18 protein-coding genes are annotated in these 18,650 nt (G+C 67.9%); 8 read left to right on the top strand and 10 right to left on the bottom strand.

The window, feature by feature from the left end; genetic code table 11:
* Positions 1 to 40: 40 nt before the first annotated feature.
* Positions 41 to 673: a methionine biosynthesis protein MetW gene (gene metW / locus ACO2RV_RS06350; protein ID WP_423291068.1), complete on the top strand. Its 633-nt coding sequence runs from the start codon at positions 41 to 43 to the stop codon at positions 671 to 673.
* Between the two features lie 9 nt (positions 674 to 682).
* Here the strand turns inward: metW and ACO2RV_RS06345 are convergent, their stop codons facing one another.
* Positions 683 to 1,426: a class I SAM-dependent methyltransferase gene (locus ACO2RV_RS06345; RefSeq protein ID WP_423290949.1), complete on the bottom strand. Its 744-nt coding sequence runs from the start codon at positions 1,424 to 1,426 to the stop codon at positions 683 to 685.
* 245 nt (positions 1,427 to 1,671) lie between these two features.
* Between ACO2RV_RS06345 and ACO2RV_RS06340 the strand changes: the two genes are divergently transcribed.
* Positions 1,672 to 3,297, top strand: coding sequence for a DEAD/DEAH box helicase (locus ACO2RV_RS06340; protein ID WP_423290947.1), 1,626 nt, complete (start codon positions 1,672 to 1,674; stop codon positions 3,295 to 3,297).
* Positions 3,298 to 3,372: 75 nt separating this feature from the next.
* Positions 3,373 to 3,654 carry a translation initiation factor IF-1 gene (gene infA, locus ACO2RV_RS06335; protein WP_013168254.1) on the top strand — a complete coding sequence of 94 codons (282 nt, stop codon included), beginning with the start codon at positions 3,373 to 3,375 and terminating at the stop codon, positions 3,652 to 3,654.
* 12 nt (positions 3,655 to 3,666) lie between these two features.
* Here the strand turns inward: infA and ACO2RV_RS06330 are convergent, their stop codons facing one another.
* The 9 genes from ACO2RV_RS06330 to ccmA all read right to left on the bottom strand — a co-directional run bounded on the left by ACO2RV_RS06330 (position 3,667) and on the right by ccmA (position 11,832).
* Positions 3,667 to 4,392, bottom strand: a complete 726-nt coding sequence (locus ACO2RV_RS06330; protein ID WP_423290944.1) for a GntR family transcriptional regulator — start codon at positions 4,390 to 4,392, stop codon at positions 3,667 to 3,669.
* Positions 4,393 to 4,485: 93 nt separating this feature from the next.
* Positions 4,486 to 5,175, bottom strand: coding sequence for a thiaminase II (gene tenA / locus ACO2RV_RS06325; protein WP_423290942.1), 690 nt, complete (start codon positions 5,173 to 5,175; stop codon positions 4,486 to 4,488).
* Positions 5,176 to 5,249: 74 nt separating this feature from the next.
* Complete coding sequence (locus ACO2RV_RS06320; RefSeq protein WP_423290940.1) at positions 5,250 to 5,666, bottom strand: F0F1 ATP synthase subunit epsilon; 417 nt, start codon at positions 5,664 to 5,666, stop codon at positions 5,250 to 5,252.
* A 74-nt stretch (positions 5,667 to 5,740) separates the two neighbouring features.
* Positions 5,741 to 7,174 carry a F0F1 ATP synthase subunit beta gene (gene atpD / locus ACO2RV_RS06315; RefSeq protein ID WP_423290938.1) on the bottom strand — a complete coding sequence of 478 codons (1,434 nt, stop codon included), beginning with the start codon at positions 7,172 to 7,174 and terminating at the stop codon, positions 5,741 to 5,743.
* 24 nt (positions 7,175 to 7,198) lie between these two features.
* Positions 7,199 to 8,080, bottom strand: a complete 882-nt coding sequence (locus tag ACO2RV_RS06310) for a F0F1 ATP synthase subunit gamma (protein WP_423290936.1) — start codon at positions 8,078 to 8,080, stop codon at positions 7,199 to 7,201.
* 37 nt (positions 8,081 to 8,117) lie between these two features.
* The gene (gene atpA, locus ACO2RV_RS06305; protein WP_423290934.1) at positions 8,118 to 9,647 is read right to left on the bottom strand and encodes a F0F1 ATP synthase subunit alpha; all 1,530 of its coding nucleotides are present in this window, start codon (positions 9,645 to 9,647) and stop codon (positions 8,118 to 8,120) included.
* Complete coding sequence (locus ACO2RV_RS06300) at positions 9,647 to 10,201, bottom strand: F0F1 ATP synthase subunit delta (RefSeq protein WP_423290932.1); 555 nt, start codon at positions 10,199 to 10,201, stop codon at positions 9,647 to 9,649. The genes atpA and ACO2RV_RS06300 overlap by 1 nt, the downstream gene beginning before the upstream one ends.
* Before the next feature lie 312 nt (positions 10,202 to 10,513).
* Positions 10,514 to 11,185: a heme exporter protein CcmB gene (ccmB, locus tag ACO2RV_RS06295; protein ID WP_423291066.1), complete on the bottom strand. Its 672-nt coding sequence runs from the start codon at positions 11,183 to 11,185 to the stop codon at positions 10,514 to 10,516.
* A gap of 20 nt (positions 11,186 to 11,205) precedes the next feature.
* The gene (ccmA, locus tag ACO2RV_RS06290; protein ID WP_423290930.1) at positions 11,206 to 11,832 is read right to left on the bottom strand and encodes a heme ABC exporter ATP-binding protein CcmA; all 627 of its coding nucleotides are present in this window, start codon (positions 11,830 to 11,832) and stop codon (positions 11,206 to 11,208) included.
* Positions 11,833 to 12,047: 215 nt separating this feature from the next.
* Between ccmA and acnA the strand changes: the two genes are divergently transcribed.
* The 5 genes from acnA to aguA all read left to right on the top strand — a co-directional run bounded on the left by acnA (position 12,048) and on the right by aguA (position 18,648).
* Positions 12,048 to 14,732: an aconitate hydratase AcnA gene (gene acnA, locus ACO2RV_RS06285; protein WP_423290928.1), complete on the top strand. Its 2,685-nt coding sequence runs from the start codon at positions 12,048 to 12,050 to the stop codon at positions 14,730 to 14,732.
* A gap of 284 nt (positions 14,733 to 15,016) precedes the next feature.
* On the top strand, positions 15,017 to 15,874 hold the full coding sequence (locus ACO2RV_RS06280; protein ID WP_423290926.1) for a DUF1223 domain-containing protein: 858 nt from the start codon (positions 15,017 to 15,019) through the stop codon (positions 15,872 to 15,874).
* A gap of 384 nt (positions 15,875 to 16,258) precedes the next feature.
* Positions 16,259 to 16,600 (top strand): DUF2794 domain-containing protein, encoded by a 342-nt coding sequence (locus ACO2RV_RS06275; RefSeq protein ID WP_423290924.1) that lies wholly within the window; start codon positions 16,259 to 16,261, stop codon positions 16,598 to 16,600.
* A gap of 55 nt (positions 16,601 to 16,655) precedes the next feature.
* On the top strand, positions 16,656 to 17,546 hold the full coding sequence (aguB, locus tag ACO2RV_RS06270; protein ID WP_423290922.1) for an N-carbamoylputrescine amidase: 891 nt from the start codon (positions 16,656 to 16,658) through the stop codon (positions 17,544 to 17,546).
* Between the two features lie 10 nt (positions 17,547 to 17,556).
* Positions 17,557 to 18,648: an agmatine deiminase gene (gene aguA, locus ACO2RV_RS06265; protein WP_423290920.1), complete on the top strand. Its 1,092-nt coding sequence runs from the start codon at positions 17,557 to 17,559 to the stop codon at positions 18,646 to 18,648.
* Positions 18,649 to 18,650 lie beyond the last annotated feature (2 nt).

Genomic DNA, 18,650 nt, shown 5'->3' with positions numbered 1-18,650 from the left:
CGATCTCGCCCTGAAAGCCCTTAAGGCGCACGACCTCACCATGAGCGAGGCCGCCCGTGCCGCCTCCGGCGCGCGCGTCGACCTGCTGCTGATCGCCGAAATGGTGACGCCCGGCGCGCGCGTGCTCGATGTCGGCTCGGGCGACGGCGAACTTCTGGAGCTGCTGGCCACCACCCGCGGCTGCGATGCGCGCGGCATCGAATTGTCGCGCGAGGGGGTGAATGCCGGGGTGGCGCGCGGCCTCGCCATCATCCAGGGCGACGCCGATATCGACCTCGCCGACTATCCCGACGATTCCTTCGACTATGTGATCCTGTCGCAGACCATCCAGGCGACGCGGCGGCCGAAATGGGTGCTGGAGCAGATGCTGCGCGTGGGCAAGCGCGCCATCGTCTCCTTCCCGAATTTCGGCTTCTGGCGGATGCGGCTCGATCTGCTGCTCAACGGCCGGATGCCCAGCACCGACAATCTGCCCTATAGCTGGCACGACACGCCGAACATCCACTTCTGCACCATCCGCGACTTCGTCGATCTGGTGGAGGAGGTCGGCGCCAAGATCGAGCGCGCCAGCGCGCTCAACAGCGCGGGCAGCCCGGTGCGCTTCAACCTGCCCTGGGCGGTGTGGAACCTGCTCGGCGAACAGGCGGTGTTCCTGCTGTCGCGTAAGCGTTGAGCGGGAAGCTCACCCGCCCGCCGGGCGCGGCACCAGGCCGGGCTCCAGCACCGGCTGGAGCACGCGCAGCCGTGCCGCGCGGCGTTTGATGGCGACCGGCTTGTAGACCTGCTTGGTCGCCTCGACGATGTGCACCCCGGCGAAGGGCAGCGACAGCGAGCCCCCTACCCGTTCCCACGCCACGGCCGAGCGCAGGAACCAGCTGCGCGACACCGGCGGCATGTAGAGCGCCTCGCCCCAGCCGACGGGGGTGAACAGCGCCTCGCGCAGGAGATCGGTGATCTGGCCGCGCGAATAGGGCCGGCCATGGCCGAACGGGTTGTTGTCGGCGCGCGCCCACACGCCGCGTCGATTCGGCACCACGCAGAGCAGGCGCCCTCCCGGCGCCAGCACGCGCCAGGCCTCGCGCAGCACCTCGCCGGCATCCGGCGTCATCTCCAGCAGATGCACCGCAATGACGCGGTCGACCATGCCGTCGCGCAGCGGCAGTTCGGTCTCGTCGACCAGCGCGGCCAGCGTCGGCGCGGCGGAAGGCCAGCGCGTCACGCCCTGCGCGCCGGGCATGAAGGCCAGCGTGCGCTCGCATTCCTCGCGGAACACGCCGAGATAGGGCGTCGCATAGCCGATGCCGAGCACGGCGAGGCCGCGCACATCGTCGAAACGGGCGCGGATGGCGCGGCCGATCAGCCGGCGCGTCACCACGCCGAGCGGCTGGGCATAGAAGCTGCGAAGGTCGACAACGTCAGGAAACATGGCCCGAGCTTATATCCCGCCTTGCGACGCCTTGAAATCACCACGCATTTAGGCCACATAGGCGCAGCGTACGGGCGTTTCGCCTGTATCGGGGCCGCGTTGCTCGACGTCCGCTACGGTTAAGCCGCGGCAGTCATCAGCCCCTTATCATCCGATATCGCCGACGTCCCAGGCTGCGCGGGGTGTCTCCTGCACCCCCGCGACTCGCGGTCCGCATGCCATTGGGGCCTGTGGGCGGGTCGGCCATGAAAGATCCCTACTTGAACAGTTTTTCCGAGCTCGGCCTCGCCGAACCGATCCTGCAAGCCCTCGCTGAGGCGAATCACACCACCCCGACGCCGATCCAGATCCAGGCCGTGCCGCAGGTGCTGGCCGGTCGCGATCTCGTCGGCATCGCCCAGACGGGCACCGGCAAGACCGCCGCTTTCGCCCTGCCCATCCTCCAGCACCTCGTCACCAACCGCTTCCGTCCCGAGCGCCGCTCGGCCCGCGCGCTGGTGCTGAGCCCGACCCGCGAACTGTCGGGCCAGATCCTCGAGAGCTTCCGCCTCTATGGCAAGCATGTCCGCCCCTCCACCGCGCTCGCCATTGGCGGCGTGCCGATCGGCCGGCAGGCGCGCGCGCTGGCCGGCGGCGTCGACGTGCTGGTGGCCACGCCCGGCCGCCTCGTCGACCTGCTTGAGAACAATGCCGTGCGGCTCGACATGGTCGAGGTCTTCGTGCTCGACGAAGCCGACCAGATGCTCGACATGGGCTTCATCCACGCCATCCGCGCCATCGTCGCCAAGCTGCCGCGCAAGCGCCGCAACCTGTTCTTCTCCGCCACCATGCCGCGCGAGATCGAGAAGCTGGCGGAAGCCTTGCTCAACGATCCGGTGCGCGTCGCGGTGACGCCGGTCGCCAAGACCGCCGACCGCATCGAGCAGAAGGTGTTCTTCACCGATCGCGCCGGCAAGCCCAGCCTGCTGGTCGAGCTGCTTTCCGATCCGACGATGGACCGCTCGCTGGTGTTCTCCCGCACCAAGCACGGCGCCGACCGCGTGGTGAAGGGCCTTGGCGTCGCCGGCATCGCCGCCGAGGCGATCCACGGCAACAAGTCCCAGCCGCAGCGCGAGCGCGCGCTCGCCGCGTTCCGCCAGGGCACGGTGAAGGTGCTGGTGGCGACCGACATCGCCGCCCGCGGCATCGACGTCCCCGGCGTCAGCCACGTCATCAACTACGACCTGCCGAACGTGCCGGAGAGCTATGTCCACCGCATCGGCCGCACCGCGCGCGCCGGCAAGGAGGGCATCGCCATCTCGCTGTGCGACGGCGAGGAGCGCGCCTTCCTGCGCGACATCGAGCGACTGATCAAGCTGACCATCCCCTCCGTCGACCGCCGTGGCGAATCGCGCCGCGAAGGCGCGGTGCGGCCGGAGGGCTTCGATTCCCCGCGCGAGGAGCGGGCGCCGCGTGACCATCGCGGCCCGCGCCGCGAGGGCGACCGTGGTCCCCGTCGTGAAGGCGAGCGCGGCGCGCGTCCCTTCCAGCGCGGCCCGCGTCCCGAGTATCGTGGCCCCGAGGCCCGCACCGAAGGCCGGGGCGAGCCCCGTGCCGCCGGCGACATGACCGGCGTGCGCTTCATGCAACCCGCCCGCGCCGACGAGCGCGGCGGCCCGCGTCACGAGCACGCGCGTCACGAGCGCCCGCGTCACGAAGGACCGCGCCCTGACGGGCACCGCAACGACGGACACCGGCATGAGGGCGCCCGGCACGAGGGGTCGCGCCGCGACGCCCATCGTCCCGAGGGCCAGCGTTCGGAAGGCCCGCGTTCGGAAGGCCCGGCGCGCGAGCAGCGCGGACCACGTAATTCGTTCCGGCCTGCGCGTTGAACGAGACAAAGCGCTGCCGTCAGGCTATGTGCCTGACGGCAAGCACTCGATAAGCCTGTACGAGGAGAGCCATTAATGGCGAAAGAGGAACTGCTCGAGTTCGACGGCACCGTGACCGAGGTGCTGCCCGACGGAAATTTCCGCGTCGTGCTCGATAATGAACACGAGATTCTCGCCTATGCGGCGGGCAAGATGAAGAAGAACCGCATCCGCACCATCGTGGGTGACCGCGTCGTCGTCGAGATGTCGCCCTACGATCTCGAGCGCGGGCGCATCAACTTCCGCCACAAGACCGGCGGCCCGACCCCGCCGATCGGTTCCGGCCAGCGTCGTCCGCCTCCGGGCCGTCGCCGCTGATCGCCGGCAAGCTCAGCGCAACGGCATCCGCCGCGCGCGCGGCTTGATGCCGAGCGCCTGCGCCAGCCCCACCGGGCGCTCCTGCGGCTCACTCAGGTCCATCTCGGCGGCAACGTGGCTGATGTGCTCGCGCATCAGCCGTGCCGCCTCCTCCGCCTCGCCGCGCTCGATCGCCCCGACGATGGTCGCATGCTCGTGCGGCGGACAGGCGGCATGCTCGCCACGCGCATAGAGCAGGATGGAGAGCGAGCTCAGCGCCTGAAGCTCGGTGAGCAGGCGCACGAATACCGGGTTGCCCGCCGCTTCCGCCAGCGTCACATGAAATTCGCCGGTGAGCCGCACCAGTGTGCCGCGATCGCCGGCCGCGCGGGCCTCGTTCTCGGTGGCGATGTGCCGGCGCAGCCGCTCCAGCGCCGCCGCGCCGCACTGGCAGGCGGCAGCGTGGGCGACCTCCGGCTCGACCACGGCACGCGCTTCCAGCACATGACGTGCGTCCGCCCGGCTCGGCGCCGCGACGAAGGCGCCGCGATTGGGCTGCTGCTCGACGATGCCGTCCTGCGCGAGGCGCGCCAGCGCCTGGCGCACCACGGTGCGGCTCACGCCGAACAACTCCGCGAGCCTGTCTTCCGTCAGCTTCTCGCCGGGCGGGAGACGGCGCTCGAAAATCGCCTGAAGGATGCGCGAGCGGATCAGCGCTTCGGAGCGCCCCCGGCTCGCGGCCGGCAATTCGGTCGTCACGTCTCTCATCTCATCCCCACGCCGATCCGGGGACTTAAGCACTTCCCGCGCCCCCGCGCCACGGTCGCCGGCAGCAACGACGCGAACCGGCCTTCAGACCGGCCAATCCGCCAGCCGCCACGCCGAGTCCCAGAACATCCATTCGAGCTGGCACGCGCGCTTATAGGCTGCGTGCATGCGCTTGAGCTCTTCCGGCGAGGCGGCAGCGGCGGCACGGTCGGTGGTGGCGATCACGGCGCGAACCGCCTCGTGGAACTCCTCGCCGGCATAGGTGTCGATCCAGGCATCATAGGGGTTCGGACGCGCCGCGCGGCCGAGAATGTCGCGGCCGATCTCGGCATAGATCCAGAAGCACGGCAGCAGCGCCGCCAGCACCACGGGGTAGGATTCCGCATAGGCCGTGCCGATGAGGAAGCTCGCATAGTGATGGCACACCGGCGACATGTCGGTGGCGGCGAAATCATCGGCATCGATGCCGAACTGCTCGAAGAAATCCGCGTGCAGCGAGCGCTCGACCACCACCGCGACCTTGGCGGCCTCGGCGAACTGCACCAGCCCGTCCGGGTCTCCCGCCTTGGCGGCGGCGATGGCGAGGCCCCGGCCGAAGGCGATGAGATAATGCGCGTCCTGGATCATGTAGTGCCGGAACTGCGCCTGCGGCAGCGTGCCGTCCGCCAGCGCGTTGTTGAACGGCATGGTGCGGATGGCCTCGTAGATCGGCAGGTTGCGGCCCCAGGCATGGGCGCTGAAGGTCGAAGCGTTGAAGCTCGTCGCGTCACTCATCACGGGGTCCTCCAGACATGAAAAGGGCCGCTGTTGAGGCGGCCCGTTTCCTTATCATCTCTCGGCGACGCGGTTCAGTGCCCGCCGCGCGTCTCGCTCTCAATGGCGGAGGCCGCCGACTTGAGCGATTCGAGCACGGTCAGGCGACGGGCCTTGGTGGCCTCGTCGCGCGCATCCTCGACATCTTCCTGCGCGTCCTTGATCATCTGCGCGAGATTTTCCGAGCGCAGCTCGGCCAGCGGGATCGCCGTCTCGGCGAGCACGGTCAAGCCCTGCGGATTGGCCTCGGCGAAGCCGCCGCGCACGAACAGCTTCTGTGGCGCGCCTTCGCCCTTGATGGTGAGAACGCCGGGCTTCAGCGTCGACACGAAGGGCGCGTGACCGGCGAGAATGCCGAATTCGCCCTCGGTGCCGGGCACCACGACTTCGCTCACCTTGCCGGAATAGACGAGGCGCTCCGGCGAGACGAGTTCGAACGGGAAGGTGGCCATGGATCCTCCAGAGGATGCGTCAGCTTGGGCGACCATCGCCCCGCGCCCTCAAAAGGGCGCCGGGCGACAAGGGATCACGCCGCTTCGGCAGCCAGCTTCTTGCCCTTCTCGATCGCCTCTTCAATGGTGCCGACCATGTAGAAGGCCTGCTCCGGGAGGTGATCATACTTGCCTTCCACCAGACCCTTGAAGCCCTTGATGGTGTCGGCGAGGTCGACGAGCTTGCCGGGCGAGCCGGTGAACACTTCGGCGACGTGGAAGGGCTGCGACAGGAAGCGCTCGATCTTGCGGGCGCGGGCGACGGTGAGCTTGTCCTCTTCCGAGAGCTCGTCCATGCCCAGGATCGCGATGATGTCCTGCAGCGACTTGTAGCGCTGCAGGGTCTGCTGAACCTGACGGGCCACGTTGTAGTGCTCCTCGCCGATGACGAGCGGCGAGAGGATGCGCGAGGTCGAGTCGAGCGGGTCCACCGCCGGGTAGATGCCCTTTTCCGCGATCGAGCGCGACAGAACGGTGGTCGCGTCGAGATGGGCGAAGGAGGCGGCCGGCGCCGGGTCGGTCAGGTCGTCGGCGGGCACGTAAATGGCCTGCACCGAGGTGATCGACCCCTTGGTCGTGGTGGTGATGCGCTCCTGCAGCGCGCCCATGTCGGTGGCGAGCGTCGGCTGATAGCCCACCGCCGAGGGAATGCGGCCGAGCAGCGCCGACACTTCCGAACCCGCCTGGGTGAAGCGGAAGATGTTGTCGACGAAGAACAGCACGTCCTGGCCCTGGTCGCGGAAATGCTCGGCGACGGTGAGGCCGGTCAGGGCGACGCGGGCGCGGGCGCCCGGCGGCTCGTTCATCTGGCCGTAGACGAGGGCGCACTTGGAGCCGGCGGAGGAACCGCCATGCTCGTGCGGGTCGACGTTCACCTTGGATTCGATCATCTCGTGGTAGAGGTCGTTGCCCTCGCGGGTACGCTCGCCCACGCCGGCGAACACGGAATAGCCGCCGTGCGCCTTCGCGATGTTGTTGATCAGCTCCATGATCAGCACGGTCTTGCCGACGCCGGCGCCACCGAACAGACCGACCTTACCGCCCTTGGAGTAGGGCGCCAGCAGGTCGACGACCTTGATGCCGGTGACGAGAATCTCGGCCTCGGTCGACTGCTCGGCATAGGACGGGGCCGGCTGGTGGATGCCGCGGGTGGCTTCGCCGACCAGCGGGCCGGCTTCGTCGACCGGCTCGCCGATGACGTTCATGATGCGGCCGAGGCAAGCCTCGCCGACCGGCACGGAGATGGCGGCGCCGGTGTCCTTCACCTCGGTGCCGCGAACCAGACCTTCGGTCGAGTCCATCGCGATGGTGCGAACGGTGTTCTCACCGAGATGCTGAGCGACCTCGAGCACGAGGCGCGAGCCGTTATTGGTGGTCTCCAGCGCGTTCAGGATCTCCGGGAGATGATCCTCGAACTGCACGTCCACGACGGCGCCGATGACCTGCGTGATGCGTCCGACCTTAGCCATTTCGTCGTCCTTCCGGGTCCTGCCTCACAGCGCCTCGGCGCCGGAGATGATCTCGATCAGTTCCTTCGTGATCATCGCCTGGCGGGTGCGGTTGTAGGTCAAAGTCTGCTTCTTGATCATTTCACCCGCGTTGCGGGTGGCGTTGTCCATGGCGCTCATGCGGGCGCCCTGTTCGGACGCGCCATTCTCCAGCGCCGCCTTGAAGATCTGCACCGCGAGGTTCCGCGGCAGCAGGTCGGCAAGGATCTCGGCCCCGTCGGGCTCGTATTCGTAGACCGCCGCCGCGCCAGCCGCCGGAGCGGTCGTCTCGGGGAAGGTGGCGGGGATCAGCTGCTGCGCCGTCGGAACCTGCGAGATCACCGAATGGAAGCGGCTGAAGAACTGGGTCGCGACGTCGAACTCGCCGGCGGCGAAGCGCGACGAGATCTTCTCGGCGATGGCCTGCGCGTCGGCGAAGGTGACGCCCTTGTTGGCCCGCAGCTCGACCACCTCGATGATCTGCTTCTCGAACTGGCGACGCAGGGCCTCATAGCCCTTGCGGCCGACGCAGAAGATCTTGACCGTCTTGCCCTGGTTCATGAGCGAGAGGGCCCGCTCGCGCGCCAGGCGCACGATCGAGGAATTGAAGGCGCCGCACAGGCCGCGCTCGGCGGTGAGCACCAGCAGCAGATGCGTCTGGTCCTTGCCGGTGCCGGTCAGCAGCAGCGGCACGTCCGGCCCGCTGGCGATGGCGCCGGCGATATTGCCGAGCACGCTCTCCAGCCGGTCGGCATAGGGCCGCGCCGCCTCGGCGGCGTTCTGGGCGCGCCGAAGCTTCGCGGCGGCGACCATCTGCATCGCCTTGGTGATCTTCTGCGTCGCCTTCACCGAAGCGATGCGATTGCGCAGATCCTTAAGGCTGGCCATTACGTCGGACTCCCTGCCCCGATGCTCTGCTCGATGCTCAGGCGAAAGTCTTCGCGAAGGCGTCGATCGCCTTCACGAGCTTCTCGGTGGTGTCCTTCGACAGCTCCTTGGAGGTGCGGATCGTGTCGAGGATGTCGGCATGCTTCGAGCGCAGGAACAGCAGCAGGCCTTCCTCGAACGCGCGCACCTTGGAGACCGGCAGCGTGTCGAGATAGCCGTTGGTGCCGGCATAGATCACCACCACCTGCTCCTCGACCTTGAGAGGCGAGAACTGCGACTGCTTCAGCAGCTCGGTGAGGCGGGCGCCGCGGTTCAGCAGCTTCTGCGTCGAGGCGTCGAGGTCCGAGCCGAACTGGGCGAAGGCCGCCAGCTCGCGATACTGGGCGAGCTCGCCCTTGATCTTGCCGGCCACCTGCTTCATCGCCTTGATCTGCGCCGACGAGCCGACGCGCGACACCGAGAGGCCGACGTTCACCGCCGGGCGGATGCCCTGGAAGAACAGGTCGGACTCGAGGAAGATCTGGCCGTCGGTGATCGAGATGACGTTGGTCGGGATGTAGGCCGACACGTCGTTGGCCTGGGTCTCGATGACCGGAAGGGCGGTCAGCGAGCCGGCGCCGTTCTCGTCATTGAGCTTGGCGGCGCGCTCGAGCAGGCGCGAGTGGAGATAGAACACGTCGCCCGGATAGGCTTCGCGGCCCGGCGGGCGGCGCAGCAGCAGCGACATCTGGCGGTACGCCACGGCCTGCTTGGACAGGTCGTCATGGATGATGAGCGCGTGCATGCCGTTGTCACGGAAGAACTCGCCCATGGCGGTGCCGGAGAACGGCGCCAGGAACTGCATCGGCGCGGCGTCGGAGGCGGTGGCGGCGACGACGATGGAATATTCCAGCGCGCCCTGCTCCTCGAGCACCTTCACGAACTGCGCAACGGTCGAACGCTTCTGCCCGATCGCGACATAGACGCAATAGAGCTTGGCCTTCTCGTCGGTGCCGGCGTTGATCGACTTCTGGTTCAGGATGGCGTCGAGCGCGACGGCGGTCTTGCCGGTCTGGCGGTCGCCGATGATCAGCTCGCGCTGGCCGCGGCCGATCGGGATCAGGGCGTCGATCGCCTTGAGGCCGGTCTGCATCGGCTCGTGCACGGACTTGCGCGGGATGATGCCCGGCGCCTTGACGTCGACGCGGCGACGCTCGGTGTATTCGATCGGGCCCTTGCCGTCGATCGGGTTGCCCAGCGCGTCAACGACGCGGCCGAGCAGGCCCTTGCCGACCGGCACGTCGACGATGGCGCCGGTGCGCTTGACGGTCTGGCCTTCCTTGATCTCGCGGTCGGAGCCGAAGATGACGACGCCGACATTGTCGATTTCGAGGTTCAGCGCCATGCCGCGCGTGCCGTTCTCGAACTCGACCATTTCGCCCGCCTGGACGTTGTCGAGACCGTAGACGCGGGCGATGCCGTCACCGACGGAGAGAACCTGGCCGACCTCGGAAACTTCGGCTTCCTGGCCGAAATTCTTGATCTGCTCCTTGAGGATCGCGGAAATTTCAGCGGCGCGGATATCCATCAGCGAACCTCTTTCATCGCATAGCGGATCGAATTGAGCTTGGTCTTGAGCGAGGCGTCGACCAGCTTCGAGCCGATCTTGACCTTGAGACCGCCCAGCAGCGAGGGATCGACCTCGACAGCGAGCTTGACGTTCTTGCCCGTCAGCGCGTCGAGCGCTTCCTTGAGCGTCGCGGCGTGGGCGTCGGAAAGCGGCTGGGCGAGCGTGACCTCGGCCACGACTTCGCCCTTCTCGGCGGCGACCAGCGCGTCAAAGCCGCGAATGATCGCCTCCACGGCGAACAGACGGCGGTTGGCGGCGACGGTCTTGAAGAAATTGGCGGCGAGACCACCGATCCCGGCCTTACCCAGAATCGCGGCGATCGCCTTTTCCTGATCCTCGGACGAGAAGACCGGGCTGCGCACCAGACGCTGGAGGTCGGCGCTGTCGGCGATCATCGCGCCGAACCTGTCGAGGTCCGCCTTCACCGCATCGATGGCGCCGGCATCACGCGCGAGCTCGAACAGCGCCGTCGCGTAGCGTCCTGCCACTCCGGATACGAATGTCTCGGCCACTGTGCCTCTCTCGGGGCTTGTCCGAAGCCTTACCCGCCGAGCGGCGCGCTTCCGGTTCCGGACTGGAAGGGTTCAAACTCTAGGCGGGATATGGAATTTCCCTCACCCGCCCTGTGGAGTCGGCGGGTTCCCTAACACGGCTCTTTGCAGGCTGCAACACGAGGACGTGAGGGATTGCGAGGGGCAAATGACGTAGCGGGCCCTGCGCGGCTTCCTTTGGCGAGGAAGGCGCGGTTGCAAGGCTTTGCGCGGCCTGCGGCGCATTGCTGCACCTGGCATGCCACCGACCCTCGCAATGGCGACGATTCGCGCCTAGTCGCGCGTCGCGCGCAGCGCGGCGGCGGCGGCGATGGGGCCGAGCACCAGTGCGGCCAGCGACAGGCCGGCGAGGATGCGGAACGGCGTGCCGAACGGCACCGTGCCGCCGAGCGCGGTTCCGGTCGCCGCCACCGCGAAGATCAGCACCGGAATGGTCAGCGGCATCACCAGCACCGCGACCAGCAGCCCGCCGCGCCGGAACGCGCTGGCGAAGGCGGCGCCGATCAGCCCGAGAAAGGTGATCGCCGGCGTGCCCACCAGCAGCGTCAGCGTCAGCGCTCCGATCGAGGACGGCGCGAGGTTCAGCAGCAGCGATAGCACCGGTGCGGCGATCACCAGCGGCAGGCCGGTCGCGATCCAGTGCGCCAGCCCCTTGGCGGCGGCGATCAGCTCCAGCGGCAGCTCCAGCATCCCCAGCACGTCGAGCGAGCCGTCCTCGGCATCGGCGGCGAACAGCCGGTCGAGCCCGATCAGCGAGGCCAGCAGCGCGCCGATCCACAGGATCGCCGGACCGATGCGCGCCAGCAGCGCAAGGTCGGGACCGATGGCGAAGGGCGTGACCACCACCACCGCGAGGAAGAACACCACGCCGAGCCCGGCCCCGCCGCCGGCGCGCATGGCGATCCTGAGGTCGCGGCGCAGAACGGCGAGGAAGGCCCGGCCCATGCCACTCCTTCTGCTCTCGCTCATGCCGCCACCGGACGCGCGGGACGGTAGGCGCCGAGATCAAGCGCCTGCGCGGAACCGAGATCGAGCGGGGCATGGGTCGCGGCGACGATGAGCCCACCCTGTCCCACGTGCGCACGCGCGAGGACGCCGAAGCGCGCCTGCGCCGCGACGTCCAGCGCCGTGGTCGGCTCGTCCAGCAGCCAGAGCGGCCGGTCGCTGACGAGGAGCCGCGCCAGGGCGAGGCGGCGCTTCTGCCCGGCGGAGAGCACCGCCACCGGCAACCGCCCCAGGCCGCCGAGCCCGACTTCCTCAAGCGCCTCGGCGATCGACAGCGCCGGCCGCCCGAGCACGTCGCGCCAGAACGCAAGGTTCTCCTCGGCCGACAGCGCCGCCTTGTGCGCGTCGAGATGGCCGAGATAGTGCACGTCCTCGGCGAAATCCTCCGGCTCGCGCGCGCCCTCGAGACGCACCGTGCCCGCGGCCGGCGCGGAAAGCCCCGCCAAAAGTCTTAGGAGCGAGGATTTCCCCGTCCCGTTCGGTCCGGTGACGATGAGCGCGCGGCCGGATTCAAGCGTGAAATCGAGGTTTTCGAACAGCTGGCGCACGCCGCGCCGGCAGGCGAGCCCCTCAGCCACGAGCCGCATCGCTGGACTTCCTTCCGTTGCTGGAGCCGTCGCGCCGCACAATTTTTCGATGCATCGCGTGAGGCCACTAGGATCGGTGTTTGAAATGGCTCTATATAGAAATCCGAACGATGCGTCCTCGCCTCGGCGCAAGGCCGCGCGAGCTATAGCCCGCAAGGCCTCGTCCCTCCAGAGCCCACGCATTCGTGCCACATCTCAGCGGGGATCAGTCTGCCGTGACGTCGCTCGACAGCTTCAAAAGCCGTAAGACCCTCACCGTCGGTTCCAAGACCTACACTTATTACAGCCTCCCGGACGCCGAGAAGAACGGCCTCGACGGGATTTCCGCGCTGCCCTTCTCGATGAAGGTGCTGCTGGAGAACCTGCTCCGCTTCGAGGACGGCCGCTCCGTCTCGAAGAAGGACATCGTCTTCATCAAGGACTGGCTGGTGAACCGCGGCAAGGTCGAGAACGAAATCGCCTATCGGCCGGCGCGCGTGCTGATGCAGGACTTCACCGGCGTTCCCGCCGTGGTCGATCTCGCCGCCATGCGCGACGCCATGGTGTCGCTCGGCGGCGATCCCAAGCGGATCAACCCGCTGGTCCCCGTCGACCTCGTCATCGACCATTCGGTGATCGTCAATTTCTTCGGCAACAATGCCGCCTTCGGCAAGAACGTCGAGGAAGAATACAAGCAGAACCAGGAGCGCTACCGCTTCCTGAAATGGGGCCAGTCGGCGTTCGACAATTTCCGCGTCGTGCCGCCGGGCACCGGCATCTGCCACCAGGTGAACCTCGAATATCTCGCCCAGACCGTCTGGACCAAGGACGAGGACGGCACCACCGTCGCCTATCCCGACACCTGCGTCGGCACCGACAGCCACACCACCATGGTGAACGGCCTCGGCGTGCTCGGCTGGGGCGTGGGCGGCATCGAGGCCGAGGCGGCCATGCTCGGCCAGCCGGTCTCCATGCTCATCCCCGAGGTGATCGGCTTCAAGCTGACCGGCCAGCTCAACGAGGGCATCACCGCCACCGACCTCGTGCTGACCGTGACGCAGATGCTGCGCAAGAAGGGCGTGGTCGGCAAGTTCGTCGAATTCTTCGGCCCCGGCCTCGACCATCTCTCGCTCGCCGACCGCGCCACCATCGGCAATATGGCGCCGGAATATGGCGCGACCTGCGGCTTCTTCCCCGTCGACAGCGAGACCATCGCCTATCTCGACGAGACCGGCCGCACGGATGACCGCATCGCGCTGGTCGAGGCCTATTCCAAGGCGCAGGGCATGTGGCGCCACGAAGGCACCGCCGACCCGGTGTTCACCGACATTCTCGAACTCGACATCTCCACCGTGCTGCCCTCCCTCGCCGGCCCCAAGCGCCCGCAGGACCGCGTGCTGCTCTCCGGCACCAAGGCCGGTTTCCTCACCGCGCTGGAAGGCGAGTTCAAGAAGCCCGGCGAAGCCGCCAAGCGCGTGCCGGTGGAAGGCACCGACTACACGCTCGGCCATGGCGACGTGACCATCGCCGCCATCACCTCCTGCACCAACACCTCCAATCCGAGCGTGCTGATCGCCGCGGGCCTGCTCGCCCGCAACGCGGTCGCCAAGGGCCTGACGTCCAAGCCCTGGGTGAAGACCTCGCTGGCGCCCGGCTCGCAGGTGGTCGAAGGCTATCTCAAGGCCGCCGACCTGCAGAAGGACCTCGACGCGGTCGGCTTCAACCTGGTCGGCTTCGGCTGCACCACCTGCATCGGCAATTCCGGCCCGCTGCCCGAGCCGATCTCCGAGGCGATCAACAAGAACGACCTCGTCGCCGGCGCCGTCATCTCCGGCAACCGCAACTTCGAAGGCCGCGTGAACCCGGACGTGAAGGCGAACTACCTCGCCTCGCCCCCACTGGTGGTGGCCTATGCGCTGGCCGGTTCGCTGCAGATCGACCTCACCACCGAGCCGCTCGGCACCGGCTCGGACGGCAAGCCGGTCTATCTGAAGGACATCTGGCCCTCGAACCAGGAAATCGCGACATTCATCCGCGAGAACGTCACCAAGAAGATGTTCCAGGAGAAGTACTCCGACGTCTTCAAGGGCGACGAGAACTGGCAGAAGATCGCCATCCCGCTGGGCGAGACCTATGCCTGGGACGACCGCTCCACCTATGTGCAGAACCCGCCCTATTTCGAGGGCATGGAGATGAAGCCCGAGCCGGTGACCGACATCCTCCAGGCGCGGGTCATGGGCCTGTTCCTCGATTCGATCACCACCGACCACATCTCGCCCGCCGGCTCCATCAAGGAAGCCAGCCCGGCCGGCCACTATCTGCGCGACCATCAGGTCCGCCCGGCCGACTTCAACCAGTACGGCACGCGGCGCGGCAACCATCAGGTGATGATGCGCGGCACCTTCGCCAATATCCGCATCAAGAACCAGATGCTGGGCGGCAAGGAAGGCGGCCTCACCCGCCACTGGCCGGACGGCACCGAAATGCCGATCTACGACGCCGCCATGCTCTACAAGAGCGAAGGCGTGCCCACCGTGGTGTTCGCCGGCAAGGAATACGGCACCGGCTCCTCGCGCGACTGGGCGGCCAAGGGCACCAAGCTGCTCGGCATCCGCGCCGTCATCGCCCAGAGCTTCGAGCGCATCCACCGCTCGAACCTGGTCGGCATGGGCATCGTGCCGCTGGTGTTCCAGAACGACGACAGCTGGCAGGCGCTCGGCATCAAGGGCGACGAGACCGTCACCATCAAGGGCATCGAGGGCGACCTCAAGCCGCGCCAGACGCTGGTGGCCGAAATCACCTTCAGCAACGGCACGGTGAAGAACGTCCCGCTCACCTGCCGCATCGATACGCTCGACGAGCTGGATTACTTCCGCAATGGCGGCATTCTCCAGTACGTGCTGCGCAATCTCGCGGCCTGACCGGCCGCGCATCGACGAGACAGGCGGGGCCGGCGTGCGGGAATACCGTGCGCCGGCCCCGTGTCTTTCGTGTCCTCTTCACCTTTCCGTGCGGCGGCGACAAACGAATGTGACTGGTGCCTGCGCCCCGCGCGTCCTATTGCCTAATGCATGCTCCGACCAGGCTGAGATAGGCTGATCGACGGGATGATGCTCAAGCGATTGAAATGAGAGCATTTTCTTTTCGATGCCCTGTTCCGCCCGGCCGAGAATGGATTGAGCGGCTCGCCCCGAGGCCGCGTTTCATGGACGAACCGCGCGACATGCAGGTCTTCAACGCCCCTTTCCGCCCCTGCCCCTCGGCGCGTCCGCGCGCCGCCGTGCGCGGACCGGCGGGATTCGGGTTGGTGGAGCCGCTGATGCGTGCGGCGGCGGCATGCATTGCGCTCGCCATGACCGGTCTGTTCGCCGGCCCGGCGACCGCCGGAGACGACACGGCCCGGCCGGTGGCAGCGCCGCGCGCGGTGATCGAATTGTTCACCAGCCAGGGCTGCTCTTCCTGCCCGCCGGCCGACAAGCTGATGGGCGAGTTCGCCCAGCGGACCGATGTGCTGGCGCTGACGCTGGCGGTCGACTACTGGGACTATCTCGGCTGGAAGGACACGCTGGCCAAGCACGGCCATTCGCTGCGCCAGAAGGCCTATGCCAAGCTGCGCGGCGACGGCAAGATGTTCACCCCGCAGGCGGTGGTGAACGGGCGCGTCATGGCCATCGGCTCCGACCGCGCCGTGCTGGAGCGCACCCTCGCCACCATCGACAAGCCGGCCGTGCCGGTGGAGATCGCCGCCCGCGACGGCCGGATCCATGTGACGGTCGGCCGGAATCCCGGCGGCGCGCTGTCCGGCGAGGTCTGGCTCTGCCCCGTCGCCAGCAAGATGGATGTCGACATCGGCCGGGGCGAGAACGAGGGCACCAAGATCAGCTACCACAATGTGGTGCGCGGCTGGATCAAGCTCGGCGACTGGAACGGCGGCGAGACCCGCTTCGACACGGCGCTGCGCGCCCAGAGCTTCGATGCGGATTCCGTGGCGGTGCTGGTGCAGGCCGGCAGTTCCACCGAGCCAGGCCCCATCCTCGGCGCGGCGCTGCTGCCGCTGCCCTAGGGCGCAGTCCGAAAATCCTCGATGCCCGGTTTCCTCGCTTCTGGAGGAGATCTCCGGACGCAAAGAAAAAGGGCCGGTGAGATACCGGCCCTGAAGAGCAATTCGGGGATTGAACCTAGAACATAACGACGGGCCGATCCGCTAAACGCCGCGGGGGGCTGGGGGGCTGGGAAACCGATGCGCTCTGCGAACCGGCCCGACGCTATGGTTAAGAGATTGGAATGCGGCCTTGGCGGCGCAACGGCCGAATTCGGGCGAGCCTGTGTTTTTTTCTAACGAGCGCGTGAACGCCGGACCAGGCCAGAAGAGGCTTGAAGCCGAACGGTCGCGGGAGGATCATGACGGTTGCGTGACTCGCAGCTACGTTCCAACCGGAGGACGCGCGTGGCGGATACTGAACCCATAGTCCTGCCGGTCGGCGCCCGCGCCGATCTCGTCACTTTCGACCGACGCGAGCTTGACCGGATTCTCGATCTCTACGGCCGCATGGTGGCGCTGGGCGAATGGCGGGATTACGCCATCGATTTCACCCGCGACCGCGCCATCTTCTCCATCTTCCGCCGCGCCGCCGAGGTGCCGATCTACCGGATCGAAAAGGATCCGCGCCTCGCGCGCCGCCAGGGCGCCTACACGGTGGTGTCGCAGACCGGTCTCATCCTCAAGCGCGGCCACGAGCTTGCGCGCGTGATCGCGGTGTTGGAAAAGCCGCTGCGCGCGGTCAACTGAAGGCCGCGCCGCCTAGAGACTGATTTACTCGTAGAACACGCCTCCGGAGATCGACATGCGCAGCCTGACCGTCGCCGCCACACAGATGCGCTGCGACTGGGACATTCCCGGCAATCTCGACCGCGCCGAGGCGCTGGTGCGGGAGGCCGCAAGCCGCGGCGCCCGGCTCATCCTGTTGCAGGAGCTGTTCGAGACCCCGTATTTCTGCCAGGACCAGCTGCACGACTTCCTGCGCCTCGCCGCCCCGCTGGAGGGCAACAAGCTGATCGCCCGCTTCGCCGCGCTGGCGAAGGAGCTCGGCGTGGTGCTGCCGGTCAGCTTCTTCGAGCGCGCCGGGCCGGCGGCCTTCAACTCCATCGCCATCATCGACGCCGACGGTTCGGTGCTCGGCATCTACCGCAAGAGCCACATCCCGGACGGGCCCGGCTACACCGAGAAGTTCTACTTCTCGCCGGGCGACACCGGCTTTCGCGTCTGGGACACGGCGGTCGGGCGCATCGGCGTCGGCATCTGCTGGGACCAGTGGTTCCCGGAATGCGCCCGCGCCATGGCGCTGTTAGGGGCCGAGGTGCTGCTCTATCCCACCGCCATCGGCTCCGAGCCGCAGGACCCGCATCTCGATTCCGCCGCCCACTGGCAGCGGGTGATGCAGGGCCATGCCGGGGCCAACCTCATGCCGCTGATCGCCTCCAACCGCATCGGCACCGAGGAAGGGCGCAACGGCACCTCGATCACCTTCTACGGCTCCTCCTTCATCGCCGACCCGACCGGCGCCAAGCTGGCCGAGGCCGGGCGCGAGGAGGAAGCCGTGCTCACCGCCACCTTCGATCTCGACGCCATCGCCCAGCAGCGCCGCAGCTGGGGTGTGTTCCGCGACCGCCGGCCGGAGCTTTACGGCCCGCTGCTCTCGCTCGATGGGCGCGCGCCCACCCGCGCTGCCGGCTGAGGACGTTGCCATGAGCGAGACATTGACCGGCCTGCCCGCCACCGACTGCTTCCGCATGCCGGCGGAATGGGAGCCGCATGCCGGCACCTGGATGATCTGGCCCGAGCGACCGGACAATTGGCGCGACGGGGCCGTCCCGGCGCAGCAGGCCTTCGCCCGCGTGGCTGCGGCGATCGCCCGCTTCGAGCCGCTGACCATGCTGGTCTCGGCGCAGCAATGGCGGCAGGCGCGCGCGATGCTGCCCGCCTCAATCCGGCTGATCGAGGCGTCCTCCGACGATTCCTGGTGCCGCGACAGCGGCGCCAGCTTCGTCACCGATGCGGCCGGCCGGCTGCGCGGGGTCGACTGGAAGTTCAACGCCTGGGGCGGGCTCTACGCCCCCTGCGACCAGGACGAGCTGATCGCCGCCAAGATGCTGGAGGCGGAGCGCGCCCCGCGCTACGCCGCCCCGCTGGTGCTGGAGGGCGGCTCGATCCATGTCGACGGCGAGGGCACGGTGCTCACGACGGAAGAATGCCTGCTCAACCCGAACCGCAACCCGGACCTCTCCCGCGAGGAGATCGAGCAGCACCTGAAGGACTATCTGAACGTCTCGACCGTCATCTGGCTCGGGGCCGGCCTCGTCGACGACGAGACCTCCGGCCATATCGACAACCTCGCCTGCTTCGTGCGGCCGGGCGTGGTGGCGCTGACCTGGTGCGAGGACCCGCTCGACCCGCAATATGCCATCTCGCACGACGCTTATGAGCGCCTGTCGAGCGCGACGGACGCGCGCGGACGCGCGCTGGAAATCGTCAAGCTGCCGCTGCCCGGCCCGCTCTATCGCAACGCCGCCGAGGTCATCGAGCCGGGTGACGCGACCGGCTTCATGAGCCGCGGCGCCGGCGAGCGGCTAGGGGCCTCCTATGCCAATTTCTACATCGGCAACGGCTTCATCCTGATGCCGCTGCTCGACCCTCGCCATGACGATGCCGCCCGCGACATCCTCGCCGGGCTGTTCCCGGACCGCGAGATCGTCGGCGTGGAGACCCACGAGATCATTCTCGGCGGCGGCAACATCCACTGCATCACCCAGCAGCAGCCGCAGGGCCTGCCGGGCTGAGC

This window comes from Ancylobacter sp. VNQ12, from assembly GCF_049445835.1.
In the GTDB taxonomy this organism is placed as follows: Bacteria; Pseudomonadota; Alphaproteobacteria; order Rhizobiales; family Xanthobacteraceae; genus Ancylobacter.
The sequence above is the reverse complement of the archived record's forward strand: the minus strand, read 5'-3'. Positions and strand labels throughout refer to the sequence as shown.

Coding starts and splice junctions, on each gene's coding strand:
- aguA (WP_423290920.1), top strand. CDS start 17,557: ATGAGCGAGACATTGACCGGCCTGCCCGCCACCGACTGCTTCCGCATG.
- infA (WP_013168254.1), top strand. CDS start 3,373: ATGGCGAAAGAGGAACTGCTCGAGTTCGACGGCACCGTGACCGAGGTG.
- ACO2RV_RS06280 (WP_423290926.1), top strand. CDS start 15,017: ATGGACGAACCGCGCGACATGCAGGTCTTCAACGCCCCTTTCCGCCCC.
- ACO2RV_RS06340 (WP_423290947.1), top strand. CDS start 1,672: ATGAAAGATCCCTACTTGAACAGTTTTTCCGAGCTCGGCCTCGCCGAA.
- atpD (WP_423290938.1), bottom strand. CDS start 7,174: ATGGCTAAGGTCGGACGCATCACGCAGGTCATCGGCGCCGTCGTGGAC.
- ACO2RV_RS06310 (WP_423290936.1), bottom strand. CDS start 8,080: ATGGCCAGCCTTAAGGATCTGCGCAATCGCATCGCTTCGGTGAAGGCG.
- ACO2RV_RS06320 (WP_423290940.1), bottom strand. CDS start 5,666: ATGGCCACCTTCCCGTTCGAACTCGTCTCGCCGGAGCGCCTCGTCTAT.
- tenA (WP_423290942.1), bottom strand. CDS start 5,175: ATGAGTGACGCGACGAGCTTCAACGCTTCGACCTTCAGCGCCCATGCC.
- metW (WP_423291068.1), top strand. CDS start 41: ATGAGCGAGGCCGCCCGTGCCGCCTCCGGCGCGCGCGTCGACCTGCTG.
- aguB (WP_423290922.1), top strand. CDS start 16,656: ATGCGCAGCCTGACCGTCGCCGCCACACAGATGCGCTGCGACTGGGAC.
- ccmB (WP_423291066.1), bottom strand. CDS start 11,185: ATGGGCCGGGCCTTCCTCGCCGTTCTGCGCCGCGACCTCAGGATCGCC.
- ACO2RV_RS06345 (WP_423290949.1), bottom strand. CDS start 1,426: ATGTTTCCTGACGTTGTCGACCTTCGCAGCTTCTATGCCCAGCCGCTC.
- atpA (WP_423290934.1), bottom strand. CDS start 9,647: ATGGATATCCGCGCCGCTGAAATTTCCGCGATCCTCAAGGAGCAGATC.
- ccmA (WP_423290930.1), bottom strand. CDS start 11,832: ATGCGGCTCGTGGCTGAGGGGCTCGCCTGCCGGCGCGGCGTGCGCCAG.